This window comes from Nocardioides cavernaquae, from assembly GCF_003600895.1.
Taxonomy (GTDB): domain Bacteria; phylum Actinomycetota; class Actinomycetes; order Propionibacteriales; family Nocardioidaceae; genus Nocardioides; species Nocardioides cavernaquae.
Genome location: NZ_QYRP01000002.1, coordinates 2,542,670 through 2,561,638 on the forward strand (window position 1 = coordinate 2,542,670; position 18,969 = coordinate 2,561,638).

Below are 18,969 nucleotides of genomic sequence, written 5' to 3' on the forward strand. Positions count from 1 at the left end.
CAATGGCCGTATCGCTGCGTGAGTACCGCGCGAAGATCAAGTCGACCCAGTCGATGAAGAAGATCACCCGCGCCATGGAGCTCATTGCTGCGTCCCGCATCATCAAGGCGCAGAACCGGGCACAGGCGGCAGCGCCGTATGCCCGTGAGCTGACCCGTGCCGTGAGCGCGGTGGCGTCGTTCTCGAACGTCGACCACCCGCTCACGACCGAGCCGACCGACGCCAAGCGCGCCGCGGTGCTGATCGTGACCAGCGACCGTGGACTGGCGGGCGCCTACGCGAGCAACGTGCTCAAGGAGGCGGACCGCCTGGCGGAGAAGCTGCGGGCCGAGGGCAAGCAGGTCGACACCTTCATCAGCGGCCGCAAGGGCGAGGCGTACTTCAAGTTCCGCCAGCGTCCGGTGGTCAGGGTCTGGACCGGTTTCTCCGACCAGCCGACCTACGACATCGCCGCCGAGATCGGCCAGGCGCTGATCGACACCTTCCTCGATGAGGACGGCGTGGACGAGGTGCACGTCGTGTTCACCCAGTTCAAGTCGATGCTGCTCCAGGAGCCCCACACCGTTCGACTGCTTCCGCTGGAGGTCGTCGAGGGCACCGAGGCGCCTGAGGCCGACGAGCTCCTGCCGCTCTACGAGTTCGAGCCCTCTCCCGCAGAGGTGCTGGACTCGCTGCTCCCGAAGTACGTCCAGAGCCGGATCTTCTTCGCCCACCTGCAGGCCGCTGCTTCCGAGCTGGCTGCCCGTCAGAAGGCGATGAAGTCCGCTACGGACAACGCCGAAGAGCTGATCAAGAAGTACACCCGAATCGCCAACCAGGCCCGCCAGGCCGGCATTACCCAGGAAATCAGCGAGATCGTCGGTGGCGTCAACGCGCTGGCCGATGCAAACGCCGGGAGTGAGTGAGAGACATGACTGCCACTGTTGAAGAGACCACCACCGCGGGCACCGCGGGCGTCGGTCGCGTCGCCCGTGTCATCGGCCCGGTCGTGGACATCGAGTTCCCGGCCGACGCGATGCCTTCCATCTACAACGCGCTGAAGACCGACATCACCCTGGGCGACGAGACCACCGAGCTCACGCTCGAGGTCTCGCTGCACATCGGTGACGGCATGGTGCGCGCCATCTCCATGAAGTCGACCGACGGCCTGGTCCGTGGCACGCAGGTGCGCGACACCGGTGGCCCGATCACGGTTCCGGTCGGCGACGTCACTCTCGGCAAGGTGTTCAACACCACCGGTGAGTGCATGAACCTGGAGGACGGCGAGACCCTCGACGTCCAGGAGCGCTGGAGCATCCACCGCAAGGCCCCGGCCTTCGACCAGCTCGAGTCCAAGACCCAGATGTTCGAGACCGGCATCAAGGTCATCGACCTGCTGGCGCCCTACGTCACCGGCGGCAAGATCGGCCTGTTCGGTGGTGCCGGTGTCGGCAAGACCGTCCTGATCCAGGAGATGATCGCCCGCGTCGCCAAGAACCACGGCGGTGTGTCGGTGTTCGCCGGTGTCGGCGAGCGCACCCGTGAGGGCAACGACCTGGTCGTCGAGATGCAGGAGGCCGGCGTCTTCGACAAGGTCGCCCTGGTCTTCGGCCAGATGGACGAGCCGCCGGGCACGCGTCTTCGCGTGGCCCTGTCTGCGCTGACGATGGCGGAGTACTTCCGCGACGTCCAGAAGCAGGACGTGCTCCTCTTCGTCGACAACATCTTCCGCTTCACTCAGGCGGGTTCCGAGGTCTCCACGCTGCTCGGCCGCATGCCGTCCGCCGTGGGTTACCAGCCGAACCTTGCCGACGAGATGGGTCAGCTCCAGGAGCGGATCACCTCGACGCGTGGTCACTCGATCACTTCGATGCAGGCGATCTACGTCCCCGCTGACGACTACACCGACCCGGCCCCGGCCGCGACGTTCGCGCACCTGGACGCCACGACCGAGCTCTCGCGTGAGATCGCCTCGCTGGGTATCTACCCGGCCGTGGACCCGCTCACGTCGACGTCGCGCATCCTGGACCCGCAGTACATCGGCCAGGCGCACTACGACTGCGCGGTGCGCGTGAAGCAGATCCTGCAGCGCAACAAGGAGCTCCAGGACATCATCGCGATCCTCGGTGTCGACGAGCTCTCCGAAGAGGACAAGACCATCGTGTCGCGTGCTCGCCGGATCCAGCGCTTCCTGTCGCAGAACACCTACGTCGCCAAGCAGTTCACCGGCATCGAAGGCTCCTCGGTTCCGATCGCGGACACCATCGACGCCTTCAACAAGATCTGCGACGGCGACTACGACCACGTGGCCGAGCAGGCCTTCTTCATGTGTGGTGGCCTTGACGACGTCGAGGCCAAGTGGGCCGAGATCCAGGCTTCGCTCTGATGGCTGGTCAGCTTCACGTCGAGCTGGTTGCCGCCGATCGCATCGTGTGGTCGGGCGAGGCCAAGATGGTCATCGCCCGCACCACCGAGGGCGACGTCGGCATCCTGCCCGGACACGCTCCGATGCTCTCCCTGCTGGTCGATGGCGTCGTCGACGTCCAGACCAACGAGGGTGAGACCTGGGTCGCGGCCGTGGATGCTGGCTTCCTGTCGGTGGCCAACAACCGGGTCTCGATCCTGTCCGAGCACGCTGAGATGTCGCACGAGATCGACCTCGAGAAGGCGCGTCACGACCTCGAGCGGGCGAAGGCCTCGGGCGAGCACGGCGATGAGGCATCGGCTGCGGTGACCCGCGCCGAGGCACGGATCCGGGCAGTCGAGAAGGCTTCCTGAGTTTCGCCTGGACACCTGTTTAACGACCCCGGTCGTGTGGCGCTAGAGTTTCGCCACCGACCGGGGTCGACGCTTTGTGGGGAGGATGGATGGCCGCGTGGCAGTGGGGCGTTGAGGCGCTCGTGGCTGGGCTCTTCCTGGTCGTCTGCTTCGGTCTCTGCCTGGTCATCCGCCGTCGGCTGATCTCCCGCCACGGCGGCACCTTCGAGCTTGCCTACCGCGCCCGCGACGTTGTCGCCGGGCGCGGTTGGGTTCTCGGGATCGGTCGGTACTCCGGCGAGGAGCTCGAGTGGTTCCGGATCTTCTCGGTCTCCCCGCGGCCCCGGCACGTGTGGCACCGCAAGACGATGGAGTACGCCGGGCGGCGTGAGCCCGCGGGCATCGAGACGATGTCGCTCTACCCCGACCACGTGGTCGTGTCGTGCACGACGCCGACCGGTGGAGTGGAGCTCGCCATGAGCCAGCCCTCGCTCACCGGCTTCCAGTCCTGGCTCGAGGCCGGGCCGCCCGGCGCCGAGATCCACTGACCGCCTACCCTGACGCCATGGTGAAGCCTGCTGTTGCGATAGACCGGATCAACGCCGTCTTTGGCCGCCACCCCGGCTACCGGGCGCTGCACGCCAAGGGGCGCTTCTACACCGGCACCTTCACACCGACCCCGGCGGCCGGTGCGCTCTGTGCCGCACTCCACTTCCAGGCGCCGGTCCCGGTGCGGGTGCGCTGGTCCAATGGCGGCGGTCACCCCGGAGTCGGCGACCGCGCTCCCGACGTACGCGGCATGGCGGTCTCGTTCCGGCTCCCGGATGACACGGCGACCGACCTGCTCGGCCAGACCGCTCCGCGCTTTCCTGTGCGCACGGTCGAGGACTTCCTGGACCTGGTCGAGAGCAGCAAGCCGCACCAGGTGCCCGGGTTCCTGCGTCGGCACCGGGATGCGATCGGCGCGATCCTCGCCAACGCCAAGGCCAAGGCGATCATCGCGCCGTTCTCCTACGCCGAGGCGACGTTCTACCCGGTGCACGCCTACCGGTGGACGGCTCCTGACGGCACGCAGCGGTGGGTGCGTTATGTGCTCGAGCCGCTTGCGGCGAAGGATGAGCGCCCATCAGCGAAGATCTCCGGCAAGAACCGGCTCTTCGACGAGATGGAGGCCCGGCTGGCCGAGCACCCGGTGCGCTACCGCCTGCAGGTGACGGTGGCGTCGGCCGGTGACGATCCGCACGACCCCATGTCGGTCTGGAAGGGCGACCGGGTGATTGACGCCGGCACGGTCGAGGTCACCGCCACCGACCCCGCACGCGAGACCGGGGGAGAGATCGTGGTCTTCGACCCGACCCGTGTCGTGGCGGGCATCGAGCTCTCGAACGACCCGATCCTCCATTACCGCGCAGCTGCGTACTCCGAGTCGGCATCGCGCCGGATGGGCTGATGATGACGGAACCCCGGATCGTCATCACCTACTGCACCCAGTGCAAGTGGCTGCTGCGCGCCCAGTGGTACGCCGGGGAGCTGCTGACGACCTTCGCGGACGAAGTCGGTGAGGTCGCCCTCGCGCCGTCCACCGGGGGAGTCTTCCGGATCGATGTCGCCGGTGAGCCGGTGTGGAACCGCAAGCGCGACGGTGGGTTCCCGGAGATCACCGACCTCAAGCGCCGCGTCCGCGACCTGATCGCCCCGGAGAAGTCCCTCGGCCACGCGGACCGGGTGGATCAGTCCGAGGACTGACTGCGCTCTCCGCCCGGGACCCAGAGGACATCCCCGTTCTCACGGTTGGCGTACCGCGCCAGGATGAACAGCAGGTCCGAGAGCCGGTTGAGGTACTTGATCGCCAACAGGTTCATGGTCTCGCCGTGCTCGGCGTACGCCGCCCAGCCGGCCCGCTCCGCACGGCGTACGACGGTGCGCGCGACGTGCAGGTGGGCGGCCGGGATCGTGCCGCCGTTGAGGATGAAGGACCGCAAGGCGGTCAACGACTCGTTGTAGTGGTCACACCAGCCCTCGAGCCGGTCGATGTAGTCCTGCTCGACGCGCAGAGCGGGGTACTCCGGGTCGGGGACGACGGGTGTGCCGAGGTCCGCGCCGACGTCGAAGAGGTCGTTCTGGATGTGCGTGAGGACGGCGACGACATCGTCCCCGAGCGCGGCGGAGCCGGCCGCGTGGGCCAGGACGACACCGATCTGGGCGTTGGCCTCGTCGACGTCGGCATAGGCCACGAGACGCAGGTCGGTCTTCGAGGTTTCGCTCATGTCGGCCAGTCGGGTGGTGCCTGCGTCGCCGGTGCGCGTGTAGATCCGGGTGAGATTGACCATGCGCTGAGACTACCGACGCAACCGATCCGACGCGCCACGCGTCATACCGTGCAGGAGCGGGTACCGGGGATAGCGTGGGGAACGCGAAGGAGTCGTAGATGGGTGATGGCGTGGATGACGGGATGGACGAGCACAGCCTGGAGCTGAGCGGGTCCGTGGACGCGCGCACGAGCCGTGAGGTCCGGTCCGCGCTGCAGGCCCTGATCGAGGTGCCCGGGCGCATCGTGGTGGTCGATCTGCGCCGGGTGACCTCGGCGGACGTCATCGGGCTGCGTGTGATCGCTGCCGCCAGTCGCAATGCGTCGCTCCGGGGGAGCCGGGTCGTCCTCCGCGCCGCCCCGCCTGCCGTGCGCCGGCTGTTCACGATCTCGCGCCTTGCCCGCGTGGTGGAGTTCGAGGAGACCCGCCGGGTGTCGTGATTGCCACACCCGAGATGCGGTGACCAAGGCCACTGTCTCCCCTAGGCTGTCGGCTTATGAGCAAGGACAAGCCCTGGGTGATGCGCACGTACGCCGGTCACTCGACTGCCGCTGCGTCGAACGCGTTGTACCGCACGAACCTCGCGAAGGGTCAGACCGGACTTTCGGTGGCCTTCGACCTCCCCACGCAGACGGGTTACGACCCCGATTCGCCGCTCTCGCGCGGTGAGGTCGGCAAGGTCGGCGTGCCGGTCCCGCACATGGGTGAGATGCGCCGTCTCTTCCAGGACATCCCGCTCACCGAGATGAACACCTCGATGACCATCAACGCGACCGCCATGTGGCTGCTCGCGATGTACCAGGTCGCCGCCGAGGAGCAGAACCCCGGCATGGAGCCGGTCGAGGTCGCCGCTCTGCTGGCCGGCACCACCCAGAACGACATCATCAAGGAGTACCTGTCGCGCGGGACGTACGTGTTCCCGCCGCAGCACTCCCTGCGCCTGATCAGCGACATGATCGCCTACACGGTCAACAACATCCCCAAGTGGAACCCGATCAACATCTGCAGCTACCACCTGCAGGAGGCCGGCGCGACGCCCGTGCAGGAGCTCGCCTACTCGCTGACCACCGCCATCGCGGTGCTCGACGCGGTCAAGGCCGCCGGCCAGGTCTCCGAGGACGACTTCGAGAAGACCGTCGGTCGCATCTCCTTCTTCGTCAACGCCGGTGTGCGCTTCGTCGAGGAGACCTGCAAGATGCGGGCCTTCAACCAGCTGTGGGACGAGATCACCCGCGAGCGCTACGGCGTGCAGGACCCGAAGATGCGCCGCTTCCGCTACGGCGTCCAGGTCAACTCGCTCGGCCTGACCGAGGCGCAGCCGGAGAACAACGTCCAGCGCATCGTGCTGGAGATGCTCGGCGTCTCGCTGTCCAAGAACGCCCGCGCCCGCGCCATCCAGCTCCCCGCGTGGAACGAGGCCCTCGGCCTCCCGCGTCCATGGGACCAGCAGTGGTCGCTGCGCCTCCAGCAGGTCCTGGCCTTCGAGTCCGACCTGCTCGAGTACGACGACATCTTTGACGGCTCGCACGTCATCGCTGCCAAGGTCGCCGAGCTGGTCGAGGGCGCCAAGGCCGAGATGGACCGCGTGCAGGCCATGGGCGGCGCGATCCCTGCGGTCGAGTCCGGCTACATGAAGTCCAACCTCGTCTCGAGCCACGCGGCTCGCCGCGCCAAGATCGAGGCCGGCGAGGAGATCATCGTCGGCGTCAACAAGTTCGAGACCACCGAGCCGTCACCGCTGACCGCCAACCTTGACGAGGCGATCATGACCGCCGACCCGAAGGCGGAAGAGGCCGCGATCGAGTCCGTCCGCGCCTGGAAGGAGCAGCGCGACGAGACTGCTGTCACCGAAGCTCTCGCTCAGCTCGCGGCAGACGCCAAGACGGACAAGAACCTCATGGAGGCCACTCTGGCCGCCGCCCGGGCCGGTGCCACCACCGGCGAGTGGGCCGGCACGCTGCGTGAGGTCTTCGGCGAGTTCCGTGCCCCGACCGGTGTCTCCGGCGCAGTCGGTGTTGCCGAGGCCGGCACCGAGCTGACCGCTGTCCGCGACCGGGTCAAGGCCACCGGTGACGAGCTGGGCGGCCGCCTGCGCCTCCTGGTCGGCAAGCCCGGCCTGGACGGACACTCCAACGGCGCCGAGCAGGTCGCCGTGCGCGCCCGCGACGCCGGCTTCGAGGTCATCTACCAGGGCATCCGCCTGACGCCCGAGCAGATCGTCGCCGCCGCTGTGGCGGAGGACGTCCACTGCGTCGGCCTGTCGATCCTCTCCGGATCGCACATGGAGCTGGTTCCGACGGTGCTCGACGGCCTCAAGGCCGCGGGTGTCGGCGACATCCCGGTGATCGTCGGCGGCATCATCCCCGAGTCTGACGGCAAGAAGCTGATCGAGCTCGGCGTGGCCGCCGTCTACACCCCGAAGGACTTCGGCCTGACGGAGATCATGGGCGGCATCGTCGACGTGATCCGCAAGGCCAACGACCTCGACTGACGTGGAGCAGGTTGTCCAGCGTCTGTGACGCTCGCAACCTTTCAGGTAAGCCTTGCCTTAGTAGGTGCTACCTTCGGAACGTGGGCAAGAAGAAGTCGAAGTCAGGCAAGGGCTGCATGCCCAAGAAGGAGTGCTGCCTCAGCAAGAGCCGGTGTGGGCGTTGCCCCATCCGCATGCTGAAGGAGGGCACCATGCCGTCCGGCTACACCGTCCACAAGCGCAAGCTGGTCAAGGTCGGCAAGAAGGCCGCCTAGGTGATCTGTCAAGCAAGGCAGTCCTGCCTTGGTTGCGTTGTCCCAGTGAACCGCTAGCGTTTGCGGATCCGGGCGATCTGCCCGCAGTACAGACCACGAGGAGACACCCCATGGCCGCCCAGCGCTTCGTCGAGCAGCTCAACGCCCAGATCGGCAACGAGCTCGCTGCCCACAACCAGTACCTTGCGTGCGCGATCTACTACGACGCGCAGACGATGCCGCAGATGGCCGCCTTCTTCTACGGCCAGGCGCTCGAGGAGCGCGACCACGCCATGATGATGGTGCAGTACCTCCTCGACACCGACGCCGACGTCACGATCCCCGCGGTCCCGGCCGCGATCTCCACCTTCGACGACATCGTCGCCCCGGTGGCCCTGGCACTCGAGCAGGAGAAGCGCGTCACTGCCCAGATCAACGAGCTGATCCGGATCACCCGTGACGAGTTCGACTTCGCCTCCGAGCAGTTCATGGGCTGGTTCATCAAGGAGCAGGTCGAGGAAATGGCGACGATGAGCGACCTCCTCACTGTTGTCGGCCGCAACCTCGACAACATCAACAACATCGAGGCGTACGTCGTGCGCGAGCAGGGTGGCGAAGGGGTCGACCCGACCGCTCCGCGCGCCGCTGGCGCCTGACCCCGGACAATCCGCGCTAGCGTGCCGTCATGGCACGCGTGATCGTGGTCGGGGCAGGGGTGGTCGGGCTGACCTGCGCGGTCCGGCTCCTGGAGTCGGGTCATCGGGTCGACATCGTCGCCCGGGACCTGCCGCTGGAGACGACCAGTGCGGTCGCCGCCGCGTTCTGGTACCCGTACCGCGCGTTTCCGCAGGACCGCGTGACGGCATGGGCAGCCGTGTCGTACGCCGAGTACGTCGGGCTCGCCGGCGACCCTGAGGCCGGGGTCCGCATGGTCACGGGCACGGAGGTGCACCGGGAGCGCCAGCAGGATCCCTGGTGGCGCGCGGCGATGCCGTCCTCGCTGGATCGCGAGACGGCGCTCCCCGAGGGTTGCGCCGACGGGTGGACCTTCGTGACGCCGGTCGTCGAGATGCCGTTCTTCCTGCGCTGGCTGACGAAACGGGTCGAGGACCTCGGCGGCACGATCACCCGGATGAACCTCGCCGGGCTACCGCCGGTGGAGCCGGGTGGAGCCCAGGTGGTGGTGAACTGCTCCGGGCTGGGGGCTCGATTGCTCGGAAATGACCGCTCGGTGGTGCCGGTGAGCGGGCAGGTGGTGCGCGTGGCCCAGATCGGGCTCGATCGCTGGTGGCTGGACCCCGAGGGACCGACGTACATCGTGCCGCGGTCCGCGGACATCGTTGTCGGCGGCACGGACGTCGAGGGCGATTGGAGCCGCACGCCGTCGCCCGTCACTGCTCAGGAGATCCTGCGGCGCGCCTCGCGCCTGGTGCCCGGGCTGAGCCGCGCCACCGTGCTCGGCCACCGCGTCGGGCTGAGGCCGGTCCGGCCCGCCGTCCGGGTGGAGCGCGTCGGCGATGTCGTCCACTGCTACGGCCACGGCGGTGCTGGCGTCACACTGGCGTGGGGCACCGCGGACGAGGTCGCGGCGCTCGTCAGCTCTTGAGGAAGCTGCCCTTCAGGGCGACCGCGGCAAGGATGATGCCGACGGCCGCGCCGACAGTCCCCAGAAGTGCGATGGCAGGCGTCGTCTCGTGCCGCAGCACGCTGTGGACGACCACGACCACCACCATCACGACCAGTGCCGCGATCATGCGGTAGGCCACCTCTCCGAAGAAGAGGCGGAAGAACGACTGCGTGGGCGGCGCGGTCGACGTGAGCGGGCGCTCCTCGACGACGGCCGAGGGGTTCAGCGGTCCGTGGATGTGCGGGTACGTCGTCTCCACGCCGTCGGCCGTGACCGGGTCCTCGCTCCAGGGCGCAGTCAGCAGGTCGGTGTCGATCACCAGCAGCACGAGCGGCTGACGGACGTCGGCGTAGTAGCGGGCCCGCACGTCCTCCCACTGGTCGGCGCGGGAGGCGTGCAGGAAGCCGACCTCTTCGAGGGTCTGGCCGAGTGTCGACTGGGCGTAGGAACCGGCGAGCTTGGCGGCTTGCCAGCGTGATCGCTCAGCGATGTGGAAGATCAGCATCAGAACAGTCGGGCCGTCGGGTCGTCGAGCCCGCGGAGACCGTCGTAGTCGACGACCGCACAGAAGATCCCGCGGTCCTCGGCAAGGACACGCGCCTGCGGCTTGATCTCCTGAGCGGCGAAGATGCCGCGCACGGGCGAGAGGAGCGGGTCGCGGTTGAGCAGTTCGAGGTAGCGGGTCAGCTGCTCGACTCCGTCGATCTCGCCGCGCCGCTTGATCTCGACGGCAACGGACTGGCCGTTGGCATCCCGGCACATCAGGTCCACCGGTCCGATGGCGGTCGGGAACTCGCGGCGTACCAGCGTGAGTCCCTCGCCGAGCGTCGCCGGGTGGTCGGCGAGGAGCTCCTGGAGGTGCTTCTCGACGCCGTCCTTCTGCAGGCCGGGGTCGATGCCGAGCTCGTGCGCCGAGTCGTGGTGGATCTCCTCGATCAGGATCCGCAGCGTGTCCGGCTCGCCCTTGCTCGTTGCCTTCGAGGTGACCGTCCACTCGATCGCGCCGTCGTCCGTGGTGCCCTCGCGCACGGAGCACGGCGGGCTCATCCAGTTCAGCGGCTTGTACGAGCCCCCGTCGCTGTGCACCAGCACCGATCCGTCGGCCTTGATCATCAGCACGCGGGTCGCGAGGGGGAGGTGGGCAGAGAGGCGACCGGCGTAGTCCACCTGGCATCGAGCAACGACGAGTCTCACGCGAGGAAGCGTATCGGGCGGTCAGTTCGCCCGTTCACGTCGTGGGCCGACGTACTCGCGGGTAGCCACGCGTGGCAAGATCGCGCGCATGACCGACCTGACCAACGAGCAGATCGCTGACACGCTGATCCTGCCGTACCTCAACCACGCCATCCGCATGTTCGACGCGGGTTACGCCTCCGCCGTCGACATCGACAACGGCATGATCTACGGCTGCGGCTACCCCAAGGGCCCCATGACCGTTGCCCAGGAGCGCGGCCTGTTCACGCCGGCCGAGGGCTCGGCCGAGGCGACCGCCCCCGAGTTCAAGCTCGAGATCAACAAGGTCGGTGTCGTCGGCACCGGCACGATGGCCTCCGGCATGATCCAGGTCTTCGCCCAGGCCGGCTACGACGTCGTCTTCGTCGGCCGCAGCCAGGACAAGCTGGACGGCGTCATCTCCTTCATCGACAAGGGCCTCTCCAAGCTCGTCGAGAAGGGCCGGATCACCGAGGACGCCAAGTCCGACACCCTCGGTCACCTGACCGGCTCCACCGAGCGTGAGGCCCTGGGCGACGTCGACATCGTCGTCGAGGCGATCGCCGAGGACCTGGCCATCAAGTCCGAGCTGTACAAGGACCTCGACCGCATCTGCAAGCCGGGCGCGATCCTGGCCACGACCACCTCGTCGATGCCGATCACCAAGCTCGGTGAGGTCACCTCGCGTCCCGAGTCCGTCATCGGCATGCACTTCTTCAACCCGGCCACGATCCTGAAGCTGGTCGAGGTCGTCACCACCGACGCCACCTCCGCCGACGTCGCCGAGACCGTCCTCGCGCTCTGTGCGAACATCAAGAAGGTCGCCGTCTCGTGTGGCGACCGCTCCGGTTTCATCGTCAACTGCCTCCTGTTCCCGTACCTCAACGACGCGGTCAAGCTGCTCGAGTCGGGCCAGGCGACCATGGAGGAGATCGACGCCGCGATCAAGGAGCAGACCGGATTCCCGATGGGTCCGTTCGCGCTGCTCGACCTGGTCGGCAACGACGTCTCGCTCGCCATCGAGAAGGAGCTCTTCGAGACCTTCGGCGACGCCGCATTCGAGCCGGCTGCGACCCTGGTCGCCAAGGTCGAGGCGGGCGATCTCGGCCGCAAGACCAAGAAGGGCTTCTACGACTACAGCGCCTGAGTCGTCAGCGCCCGGGGCGCGGAGCCGGTCCTGATGGACTGGCTTCGCGCCCTTGCTTGTTGCGCGATTCTGGTGCTTGTAGTGGCGTGCACCGCACAACAAGTGCCCGTTTCACCGGCCGGCCGGTGAAACTGCCGCGGATCAGGCGCGGGCGAGCGCGACGGCTTCCGTCATCGCACCGGTCCAGGCCGGGCCGTGGCCGGGAAGGATCGTGTCGGCGTCGAGCTTGGCGATCACGTCGAGGCTGGCGTCGGCCTGCTCCGCGTCGTGCGCGAAGAAGTCGGGGAGGGGCTGGGGTCCGCGACGGCCAGTGATCGGGTGTCCGGTGATCAGCGCGTCGCCGGTGGCGACGACGCCCGCCTGCTTGAAGTGGTACGCCGTGTGGCCGGACGTGTGCCCGGGGGTCGCGACCGCGAGGGGGCGCCCGGGAAGGTCGAGCTTCTTGCCCGTGCGGCACGCCTTGATGTCGGGCACGGTCGCGTCGCGCGTCGCCCCGACGGCGAGGACACGAAGGCTCCAGAGCAGGACACGCGGGTTCCAGGCACGGACCAGGACATCCATCTCGGTGGCCTGCTGGAGGTACTCACGCTTCGCGTGCGGGACCTCGGCCTGGCCGGTGAACACCGGTGCCTCCAGTCCGCACCACGGCAGTCCGCCGATGTGGTCGACGTGCGCGTGCGTGATCAGGACGCCCGCGACGTCCTCGAGGCGGCGTCCGATGCGGGCCAACGAGGCACGGACCCGACTCGCATCCCCGGGGTAACCGGCGTCGACCAGGGTGACCTGGTCGCCTTCGACGACCAGGCCCCAGTTGACCAGGCCCGTCGAGGCGAGGTGGACGCCATCGGCGATCTGGGTGACGGAGAGGCGGGACACGTGGCCGAGGCTACCGCGCCGCACCGGGTCCCGCCGAGGACCCGTGACGCGGATGACAGACTTCGCCCGTGAGCCTCCACACCACGTCCTACGGCACCCAGGGCAGTCGCGTCGTCCTCTGCCACGGTCTCTTCGGCCAGGGGCGCAACTGGACCCAGCACGCCAAGGCACTTGCTGACCGCCACCGGGTGCTGCTCGTGGACATGCCCAACCACGGCCGTTCCGACTGGAGCGACCGCATGGACTACCCGTGGATGGCGGACCAGGTCGCCGAGCTGCTGGATCCTGCCGACCCGGTCGCACTGGTCGGCCACTCGATGGGCGCCAAGGCCGCGATGCTCGTTGCGCTGCGTCATCCACACCTGGTGGAGCGACTGGCGGTCGTCGACATGGCTCCGGTCGCCTACCCGCACGCATCGGGCTTCCTGGGCTACATCGACGCCATGCTCGCGATCGACCTCGCGACGCTGGCTGGCCGTGGCGATGCAGACGCGGCGCTCCGGGCAGCGGTCCCGGACGACGGCGTGCGCGGGTTCCTGCTGCAGAACCTGCACCGGGAAGCCGGCACCTGGACCTGGCGCCCCAACCTCCGCGTCCTGCGCGAGCAGATGTCGGTGATCGGGGGCTGGTCCGACGACTACGTGGCCGGCCTTGCGCCGTACCAGGGCCCGACACTGTGGATCGGCGGCTCGGAGTCGCCGTACGTCAAGGATGAGTACGCCGGAGCCATGGAGGCGCTGTTCCCGCGGACGCGCCGGGTGACGGTGAAGGGTGCCGGCCACTGGGTGCACTCGGAGAAGCCGGACGTCTTCCTCGAGGTGCTGCGCCGGTTCGTCGACTGAGGCCGGCCCTCAGCCGCCCGCCTGCCGAGCCCGGTACGCCGCGACGGCGGCGCGGTTGCCGCACGCCGTTGAGCAGTAGCGCCGGGACCGGTTGCGCGACAGGTCCAGCACGATGCCGTCGCAGTTCTCGTCGTCGCAGACGGAGAGCCGCTGCATCTCGTCGGACCGGATGACGTCGATCATGGCCATGGCGGTCTCGACGAGGATCTGGGTCCGGAGGCTGGAGCCTGGGGGCTCGGCATGGATGTGCCAGTCGAGATCGTCGTGTCGCACCAGCCGGGGGAGTGCGTCCGCCTCGGCCAGCCACGCGTTGACCCGGTCGACCGCGCCGTCACGGGTGCTCGTGAAGAGGCTGTGCAGGGGTTCGCGCAGGGCGGTGACCTCCTCGACGAGCTCGGCGGTGGCCGCCGGTGCGTAGCTGTAGCTGTGCTCGCGGAACCAGTTGTCCAGGTCCTCGGCGTCGGCCATCCGGTCCACGTCCATCGGATTGCTGTACCGGCTGTTGACCAGCGTCACCGCGGCCAGCAGGTTCATCTCCGTGTCATGAGCAAAAAGCATTTTGACAGGTTACATGATGGACATCTAACGTCATGTCCCATGCGGGGAATGACTCATGACATGCGCAGTGGTCTCCTGTGGTCCGTGCTGGCCGCGGTGACCTTCGGCTTCTCGGGCACGCTCGCGCGGCCGCTTCTCGACAGCGGCTGGAGTCCGGCCGCCGTCGTCCTGGTCAGGGTCTCCATCGCCTCCGCTGTCCTGCTGGTGCCCACTGTCCGTGCGCTGCGCGGCAACTGGAACCTCCTGCGTGCCAACGCGCGCCTCGTCACGGCGTACGGCGCCATCGCGGTCGCCTTCACGCAGTTCGGCTACTACAGCGCCGTGGCGCACATGGACGTCGCGATCGCGCTCCTGGTGGAGTACGCCGCGCCCGTGCTGGTGCTCGGATGGCTCTGGCTGCGCCACGGCCAGCGCCCGAGCCTGCTCACGGCTGCCGGAGCTGCGGTCGCGGTGCTGGGTCTGCTCTTCGTGATCGACGTCTTCTCGGGCGGCGCTCACCTGAGCACCGTCGGCATGCTCTGGGCGCTTGCCGCGATGGGCGGCTGTGGCGTCTACTTCGTGCTCTCCGCCCAGCACAGCACGCTCCCGCCGGTGGCACTCGCCGGCTCGGGACTGTTGCTCGGTGCGCTCCTGCTGGGCGGTGCGGGCGCCGCCGGACTCGTGGAGCTCCGGGCCACGACCGCGTCCGTCCACTTCCGTGACCTGACGGTCCCCTTCTGGTTGCCGCTGCTCCTGGTGGGCGTGGTGGCGACCGCCGTTTCCTACCTGTCCGGCATCAACGGCTCGCGACTGCTGGGCTCCCGCCTGGCGTCGTTCGTCGCGCTGCTCGAGGTGGTTGCCGCGCTCGTCGTCGCGTGGGTGCTGCTCGGTCAGCAGCCACACCTGACCCAGGTGCTCGGAGGTGTCGCTGTCCTCGCCGGCGTGGTCCTGGTCAAGCTGGGCGAGCCTGCGCCCCCGGTGGTGCTCCCGGAGCCGGACGAGCGCGGTGCCGGCCTCGACCTCGTCGCCTGAGGCTTGTAGCGAGCTAGCTTGCTAGCTCGCGTCCTGCCGCTTCACGAGGACCTCGCGCACGATCAGCAGGATGGCGGCGGCCACCGGCACTGCCATGAGCGCGCCGACGACGCCCAGGAGCGCGGCACCGATGAGTGCGGCGATCAGGGTGACCGAACCCGGGACGTCGACCGACTTCTTCATCACCTGCGGGTAGATCAGGTAGTTCTCGACCTGCTGGTAGGCGAGGTAGAACACCAGGCAGATCAGCCCGGTCGTGACCGACTGGGTCAGGCCGATGGCGGAGACGATCACCATCGCGATCGTCGCGCCGACCATCGGGATCAGCGACAGCAGGCCGACGACGAAGCTCAGCGCGACGGCGTACTCGCCGAGGCCGACGACGAAGAGGAAGACCAGCGAGGTCAGCGCGGCGCAGATCGAGACCACGAAGGCTCCCGAGACGTAGCCGCCGACACCCGCCACGATCCGGTCGCCCAGAGAGGTGACCCGGGCCCGGCGTGACGCCGGGGCGAGCCGGTAGAGCGCGTCCTTGATCGTGGGGAGCGACGCCAGGAAGTAGAGCGTGAGCACGATGACGATGAAGGTGCTGCCGAGCGCGGAGAGGACGGCGATGCCGAACCCGAGCACGCCACCGAAGAGCGACTGGGTGAACTCACCGTCGCTGATGTAGTCCTTGGCCTTCTCGATGATCGCGTAGTCGTCGTTCCACTGCTGGATGCGCTCGTTCTGCTGGAGCTGGTCGAGCCAGCCCGGCGCGCTCTCGGTGATCAGTGCGATCTGGTCGCCGATCACGGGCGCGATCGCCGCGACGAAGAGCGCCAGCGTGGCGATCACCAGCGAGATGACGGCGACGACCGACCAGGCGCGCCCGATGCGGCGTCCCCGGAGCTGGCGACGCATGCACCACTCGACGAGCGGGTTCAACCCGGCCGCGAGGAACAGCGCCATCACGATCAGCACCAGGATGGAGCTGATCGAGATGAGCAGGCCGAAGAGCCAGTACGCCGTGAGTGCGCCGAGGCCGCCGAAGATGCCCCAGTAGAACGGCCCGTGGGCGAGAGGAGCCCCCGACTGCCCGCCCCGGGTCACCCTCACTCCTCGCCGAAGCCCGCGACAACGTCGCGCAGGGCTCCGAGCTGGGCGACGATCGCGTCGCGACGCTTGCCCAGGCGGGTCACCTCGGCCTTGAGGGCCGCGAGCTCGCGCTCGGCGTCGGCCTGGCCGGCGCTGGTCAGGCTCTCGGCCTGTGAACGCGCGGAGGCGACGATCTGCTCGGCCTCGCGACGGGCACGGAGGAGCAGGGCGTCGGACTCGGTCTGGGCCTGCTGGCGCTGGGCGTTGGCCTGCGCGATCGCCTCGCCGGCGCGGTTCTCGGCCGCGGTGGCGCGGTCCTCGGACTCCTTGACCAGGCGTCCGGTCTCGCCGAGAGCGCTGGTGTGGTGGTCGGCGGCTTCCTTGGCCAGGCGCTCCTTCTCGACCGCGAGGGTGCGGCGGGCCTCCTGGACCTCGCGGTCGGCGGCGGCGCGGGCCTTCTCCGCCTCGCGCTGGGCGCCGGTGCGGAGCTCGCTGGCCTCCTGCTGCGCTGCGAGGCGAAGCTGGTCGGCCTCGCGCGCTGCGGAGGCGCGCAGGTCGGCGGCCTCGCTGCGGGCGAGAGCGCGCTCCTGCTCGGCGTCGGCCAGGATCCGGGCGCGCTGCTCGTCGAGCTCCTTCAACTGCACGACGCGCATGTCCTCCGCCTCGCGCGCGGCCTCGGCGCGGATCGCCTTGGCGTCGGCGGTCGCCTGCGAACGGATCTCGGCACCCTCGGCGATCGCGGCGGTGCGGATGTCGTCGGACTCCTCCTCGGCGAGGCGGAGCAGCTCGTTGGCGCGGCCGCCGAGGCTCGCGTAGGAGGGCTTCTCGGACTCGGAGAGCCGGGTCTGGGCAGCCTTGAGCTCCTTCTCGAGCTCGAGGACGCGCTTCTCGCTCTCGCCCAGGCTCGCGCCCAGGCCGGCCTTCTCGCCGGAGAGCTGGCGCAGCAGCCCGTCGACGGCAGCGGTGTCGTAGCCACGGCGTACGACGGGGAGTGCGGGCAGCGCGGCAGCGCGCGGCGCGGGTGCGGCGGCAGTGGGGCGGGCCGGGGCGGGTGCGGCAGCAGCAGCGGGGCGGGCCGGGGCGGCCGGGGCGGCCGGGGCGGCCGGGGCCTGCTTGACCACCGGGATGACCTGCGTCGGCTCCGTGTCGGAGTCCGCACGTCCGGACTGCGTCGCCGGCTTGGCGGGCGCGGGAGCAGCCTTCGAGGGGGTGCTCTCGGACTTCTCGCCGAAGATGGACAGACCGTCGTCGCTCATGCTTTTTCCTTCACCAGATCGTGGTCTCGGGGGATAGGCCATCAGTCTGGCTGATCGACCCAACGAACACACCCCGACTCTCCGTGCGGAAAGTCGGGGTGTGAAGTGCTCCACAGTGGGGAGCAGAGGTTGCTACAGGTGCTTGTCGCGAGGCCTCTGAATCAGATGCCGCGGAACAGGTTGATCTTGTCCAGGTGCTTCGCGCGGAGCTCGGCATTCTTCACGCCGAGGCCCTCCTCCGGGGAGAGGGCGAGCACGCCGACCTTGCCCTGGTGCTTGTTGTGGTGCACGTCGAGAGCGGCCTGGCCGACGTCCTCCAGCGAGTACACGCGGGAGAGGGTCGGGTGGATCTTGCCCTGCGCGATGAGGCGGTTGGCCTCCCACGACTCGCGGTAGTTGGCGAAGTGCGAGGAGATGATCTTCTTGAGGTTCATCCACAGGTAGCGGTTGTCGTACTCGTGCATGTAGCCCGAGGTCGACGCGCAGGTGGTGATGGTGCCGCCCTTGCGGGTGACGAACACGCTCGCGCCGAAGGTCTCGCGGCCCGGGTGCTCGAAGACGATGTCGATGTCCTCGCCGCCGGTGAGGTCGCGGATGGCGGCGCCGAAGCGCTTCCACTCGCGCGGGTCCTGCTTGGTGCCCTCCTCGTTCCAGAACTTCGGAGCGAGCTCGGAGCGGTTGATGACCATCTCGGCGCCCATGTTGCGGACGATCTGCGCCTTCTCCTCGTTCGAGACGACACAGACCGGGTTGGCGCCACCGTTGAGGGCGTACTGCGTGGCGAAGCCACCGAGGCCACCCGAGGCGCCCCAGATCAGGACGTTGTCGCCCTGCTTCATGCCGCCACCGTTCTTGGAGACCAGCTGGCGGTAGGCGGTGGAGTTGACCAGGCCCGGGGACGCGGCCTCTTCCCAGGTGAGGTGCTCCGGCTTCGGCATGAGCTGGTTGGCCTTGACCATCGCGACGTCGGCGAGGCCGCCGAAGTTGGTCTCGAAGCCCCAGATGCGCTGCGACGGGTCCATCATCGTGTCGTTGTGGCCGTCGGGAGCCTCGAGCTCGACCGAGAGGCAGTGCGCGACGACGCGGTCGCCGGCCTTCCACTTGTTGACGCCCGGACCCACGGCGAGGACAACGCCGGCGAGGTCGGAGCCGACGATGTGGTACGGCAGGTCGTGGCGCTTGCCGAGGTCCGACTCGCGGCCGTAGCGCTCCAGGAAGCCGAACGTCGAGACGGGCTCGAAGATCGAGGTCCAGACGGTGTTGTAGTTGATCGCGGACGCCATCACGGCGACGATCGCCTCGCCGGCGGCAAGCTCCGGCATCGGGACGTCGTCAAGGTGCAGCGACTTGCGCGGGTCCTTGTCGCGGGACTTGACGCCCTCGAACATGTCGACCTCGTCCTTGTGGACGGTGACAGCGCGGTAGGACTCGGGAAGCTCGAGGTTCGCGAACTCCTCCGCCGGTGCTTCGGCGAGGATCGCGTCGAGGATGTTCTGCACGGGTTTGCTCCCTGTGGTCAGGTACGGATGCTGGCGCAGAATACCCGCGGGTAACCCCCGCTGGCTGCTGCTGTGCTGGACGTCTCAGTCGCGCT

At 68.5% G+C, this 18,969-nt stretch carries 22 protein-coding genes; 14 read left to right on the plus strand and 8 right to left on the minus strand.

What is annotated here, in order from left to right:
- Nucleotides 1–2 precede the first annotated feature (2 nt).
- The 6 genes from D4739_RS12205 (at nucleotide 3) to D4739_RS12230 (ending at nucleotide 4,482) form a co-directional block, all read left to right on the plus strand.
- Nucleotides 3–905: a F0F1 ATP synthase subunit gamma gene (locus D4739_RS12205; protein WP_120060872.1), complete on the plus strand. Its 903-nt coding sequence runs from the start codon at nucleotides 3–5 to the stop codon at nucleotides 903–905.
- Between the two features lie 5 nt (nucleotides 906–910).
- A complete protein-coding gene (gene atpD, locus D4739_RS12210; protein WP_120060873.1) occupies nucleotides 911–2,365 on the plus strand; it encodes a F0F1 ATP synthase subunit beta in 1,455 nt (484 codons plus the stop codon).
- The gene (locus D4739_RS12215) at nucleotides 2,365–2,757 is read left to right on the plus strand and encodes a F0F1 ATP synthase subunit epsilon (protein ID WP_120060874.1); all 393 of its coding nucleotides are present in this window, start codon (nucleotides 2,365–2,367) and stop codon (nucleotides 2,755–2,757) included. Before atpD ends, D4739_RS12215 begins: the two co-directional genes overlap by 1 nt.
- An 89-nt stretch (nucleotides 2,758–2,846) precedes the next feature.
- Nucleotides 2,847–3,284 carry a DUF2550 domain-containing protein gene (locus tag D4739_RS12220; RefSeq protein ID WP_120060875.1) on the plus strand — a complete coding sequence of 146 codons (438 nt, stop codon included), beginning with the start codon at nucleotides 2,847–2,849 and terminating at the stop codon, nucleotides 3,282–3,284.
- A 17-nt stretch (nucleotides 3,285–3,301) separates the two neighbouring features.
- Entirely contained in the window at nucleotides 3,302–4,186 is an 885-nt protein-coding gene (locus D4739_RS12225; protein WP_120060876.1) for a catalase family peroxidase, read from the plus strand.
- A complete protein-coding gene (locus D4739_RS12230; RefSeq protein ID WP_220699285.1) occupies nucleotides 4,186–4,482 on the plus strand; it encodes an Rdx family protein in 297 nt (98 codons plus the stop codon). The genes D4739_RS12225 and D4739_RS12230 overlap by 1 nt, the downstream gene beginning before the upstream one ends.
- On the opposite strand, the gene D4739_RS12235 is transcribed toward D4739_RS12230, so the two are convergent.
- On the minus strand, nucleotides 4,467–5,066 hold the full coding sequence (locus D4739_RS12235; RefSeq protein WP_120060877.1) for a cob(I)yrinic acid a,c-diamide adenosyltransferase: 600 nt from the start codon (nucleotides 5,064–5,066) through the stop codon (nucleotides 4,467–4,469). The genes D4739_RS12230 and D4739_RS12235 overlap by 16 nt on opposite strands.
- 98 nt (nucleotides 5,067–5,164) lie before the next feature.
- On the opposite strand from D4739_RS12235, the gene D4739_RS12240 reads away from it, so the two are divergent.
- The 5 genes from D4739_RS12240 (at nucleotide 5,165) to D4739_RS12255 (ending at nucleotide 9,375) form a co-directional block, all read left to right on the plus strand.
- Nucleotides 5,165–5,485, plus strand: a complete 321-nt coding sequence (locus D4739_RS12240) for an STAS domain-containing protein (protein ID WP_120060878.1) — start codon at nucleotides 5,165–5,167, stop codon at nucleotides 5,483–5,485.
- Between the two features lie 56 nt (nucleotides 5,486–5,541).
- Complete coding sequence (locus D4739_RS12245; protein WP_120060879.1) at nucleotides 5,542–7,536, plus strand: protein meaA; 1,995 nt, start codon at nucleotides 5,542–5,544, stop codon at nucleotides 7,534–7,536.
- A gap of 80 nt (nucleotides 7,537–7,616) precedes the next feature.
- A complete protein-coding gene (locus tag D4739_RS16915; protein WP_182920503.1) occupies nucleotides 7,617–7,790 on the plus strand; it encodes a hypothetical protein in 174 nt (57 codons plus the stop codon).
- Between the two features lie 110 nt (nucleotides 7,791–7,900).
- On the plus strand, nucleotides 7,901–8,425 hold the full coding sequence (locus D4739_RS12250; RefSeq protein WP_120060880.1) for a ferritin: 525 nt from the start codon (nucleotides 7,901–7,903) through the stop codon (nucleotides 8,423–8,425).
- Nucleotides 8,426–8,454: 29 nt separating this feature from the next.
- Nucleotides 8,455–9,375 carry an FAD-dependent oxidoreductase gene (locus tag D4739_RS12255; RefSeq protein ID WP_120060881.1) on the plus strand — a complete coding sequence of 307 codons (921 nt, stop codon included), beginning with the start codon at nucleotides 8,455–8,457 and terminating at the stop codon, nucleotides 9,373–9,375.
- On the opposite strand, the gene D4739_RS12260 is transcribed toward D4739_RS12255, so the two are convergent.
- Complete coding sequence (locus D4739_RS12260) at nucleotides 9,365–9,901, minus strand: DUF952 domain-containing protein (RefSeq protein WP_120060882.1); 537 nt, start codon at nucleotides 9,899–9,901, stop codon at nucleotides 9,365–9,367. The two genes, D4739_RS12255 and D4739_RS12260, sit on opposite strands and share 11 nt — an antisense overlap.
- Nucleotides 9,901–10,590, minus strand: a complete 690-nt coding sequence (gene nucS / locus D4739_RS12265; RefSeq protein ID WP_120060883.1) for an endonuclease NucS — start codon at nucleotides 10,588–10,590, stop codon at nucleotides 9,901–9,903. Before nucS ends, D4739_RS12260 begins: the two co-directional genes overlap by 1 nt.
- Nucleotides 10,591–10,678: 88 nt before the next feature.
- Between nucS and D4739_RS12270 the strand changes: the two genes are divergently transcribed.
- Entirely contained in the window at nucleotides 10,679–11,755 is a 1,077-nt protein-coding gene (locus D4739_RS12270) for a 3-hydroxyacyl-CoA dehydrogenase family protein (RefSeq protein WP_120060884.1), read from the plus strand.
- 141 nt (nucleotides 11,756–11,896) lie between these two features.
- Here the strand turns inward: D4739_RS12270 and D4739_RS12275 are convergent, their stop codons facing one another.
- Nucleotides 11,897–12,631 (minus strand): MBL fold metallo-hydrolase, encoded by a 735-nt coding sequence (locus D4739_RS12275; protein ID WP_120060885.1) that lies wholly within the window; start codon nucleotides 12,629–12,631, stop codon nucleotides 11,897–11,899.
- A gap of 68 nt (nucleotides 12,632–12,699) precedes the next feature.
- On the opposite strand from D4739_RS12275, the gene D4739_RS12280 reads away from it, so the two are divergent.
- Complete coding sequence (locus D4739_RS12280; protein ID WP_120060886.1) at nucleotides 12,700–13,473, plus strand: alpha/beta fold hydrolase; 774 nt, start codon at nucleotides 12,700–12,702, stop codon at nucleotides 13,471–13,473.
- A 9-nt stretch (nucleotides 13,474–13,482) separates the two neighbouring features.
- On the opposite strand, the gene D4739_RS12285 is transcribed toward D4739_RS12280, so the two are convergent.
- Nucleotides 13,483–14,031, minus strand: a complete 549-nt coding sequence (locus D4739_RS12285; RefSeq protein WP_120060887.1) for a CGNR zinc finger domain-containing protein — start codon at nucleotides 14,029–14,031, stop codon at nucleotides 13,483–13,485.
- Between the two features lie 60 nt (nucleotides 14,032–14,091).
- Here D4739_RS12285 and D4739_RS12290 point away from each other — a divergent pair, with 60 nt between their 5' ends.
- Nucleotides 14,092–15,042 (plus strand): DMT family transporter, encoded by a 951-nt coding sequence (locus D4739_RS12290; RefSeq protein WP_238473633.1) that lies wholly within the window; start codon nucleotides 14,092–14,094, stop codon nucleotides 15,040–15,042.
- Between the two features lie 21 nt (nucleotides 15,043–15,063).
- Here D4739_RS12290 and D4739_RS12295 read toward each other — a convergent pair whose 3' ends face one another.
- The 3 genes from D4739_RS12295 to ccrA all read right to left on the minus strand — a co-directional run bounded on the left by D4739_RS12295 (nucleotide 15,064) and on the right by ccrA (nucleotide 18,874).
- Complete coding sequence (locus D4739_RS12295) at nucleotides 15,064–16,134, minus strand: AI-2E family transporter (RefSeq protein WP_238473634.1); 1,071 nt, start codon at nucleotides 16,132–16,134, stop codon at nucleotides 15,064–15,066.
- Nucleotides 16,135–16,136: 2 nt separating this feature from the next.
- A complete protein-coding gene (locus D4739_RS16700) occupies nucleotides 16,137–17,375 on the minus strand; it encodes a coiled-coil domain-containing protein (RefSeq protein ID WP_147384909.1) in 1,239 nt (412 codons plus the stop codon).
- A gap of 161 nt (nucleotides 17,376–17,536) precedes the next feature.
- The gene (gene ccrA / locus D4739_RS12310) at nucleotides 17,537–18,874 is read right to left on the minus strand and encodes a crotonyl-CoA carboxylase/reductase (RefSeq protein WP_120060892.1); all 1,338 of its coding nucleotides are present in this window, start codon (nucleotides 18,872–18,874) and stop codon (nucleotides 17,537–17,539) included.
- Nucleotides 18,875–18,969: the final 95 nt, after the last annotated feature.

Bases quoted from the DNA above. Each gene is read 5' to 3' on its own strand.
- D4739_RS12205 (WP_120060872.1), top strand. From the start codon at position 3: ATGGCCGTATCGCTGCGTGAGTACCGCGCGAAGATCAAGTCGACCCAG.
- atpD (WP_120060873.1), top strand. From the start codon at position 911: ATGACTGCCACTGTTGAAGAGACCACCACCGCGGGCACCGCGGGCGTC.
- D4739_RS12215 (WP_120060874.1), top strand. From the start codon at position 2,365: ATGGCTGGTCAGCTTCACGTCGAGCTGGTTGCCGCCGATCGCATCGTG.
- D4739_RS12220 (WP_120060875.1), top strand. From the start codon at position 2,847: ATGGCCGCGTGGCAGTGGGGCGTTGAGGCGCTCGTGGCTGGGCTCTTC.
- D4739_RS12225 (WP_120060876.1), top strand. From the start codon at position 3,302: ATGGTGAAGCCTGCTGTTGCGATAGACCGGATCAACGCCGTCTTTGGC.
- D4739_RS12230 (WP_220699285.1), top strand. From the start codon at position 4,186: ATGATGACGGAACCCCGGATCGTCATCACCTACTGCACCCAGTGCAAG.
- D4739_RS12235 (WP_120060877.1), bottom strand. From the start codon at position 5,066: ATGGTCAATCTCACCCGGATCTACACGCGCACCGGCGACGCAGGCACC.
- D4739_RS12240 (WP_120060878.1), top strand. From the start codon at position 5,165: ATGGGTGATGGCGTGGATGACGGGATGGACGAGCACAGCCTGGAGCTG.
- D4739_RS12245 (WP_120060879.1), top strand. From the start codon at position 5,542: ATGAGCAAGGACAAGCCCTGGGTGATGCGCACGTACGCCGGTCACTCG.
- D4739_RS12250 (WP_120060880.1), top strand. From the start codon at position 7,901: ATGGCCGCCCAGCGCTTCGTCGAGCAGCTCAACGCCCAGATCGGCAAC.
- D4739_RS12255 (WP_120060881.1), top strand. From the start codon at position 8,455: ATGGCACGCGTGATCGTGGTCGGGGCAGGGGTGGTCGGGCTGACCTGC.
- D4739_RS12260 (WP_120060882.1), bottom strand. From the start codon at position 9,901: ATGCTGATCTTCCACATCGCTGAGCGATCACGCTGGCAAGCCGCCAAG.
- D4739_RS12270 (WP_120060884.1), top strand. From the start codon at position 10,679: ATGACCGACCTGACCAACGAGCAGATCGCTGACACGCTGATCCTGCCG.
- D4739_RS12285 (WP_120060887.1), bottom strand. From the start codon at position 14,031: ATGCTTTTTGCTCATGACACGGAGATGAACCTGCTGGCCGCGGTGACG.
- D4739_RS12290 (WP_238473633.1), top strand. From the start codon at position 14,092: ATGCGCAGTGGTCTCCTGTGGTCCGTGCTGGCCGCGGTGACCTTCGGC.
- D4739_RS16700 (WP_147384909.1), bottom strand. From the start codon at position 17,375: ATGAGCGACGACGGTCTGTCCATCTTCGGCGAGAAGTCCGAGAGCACC.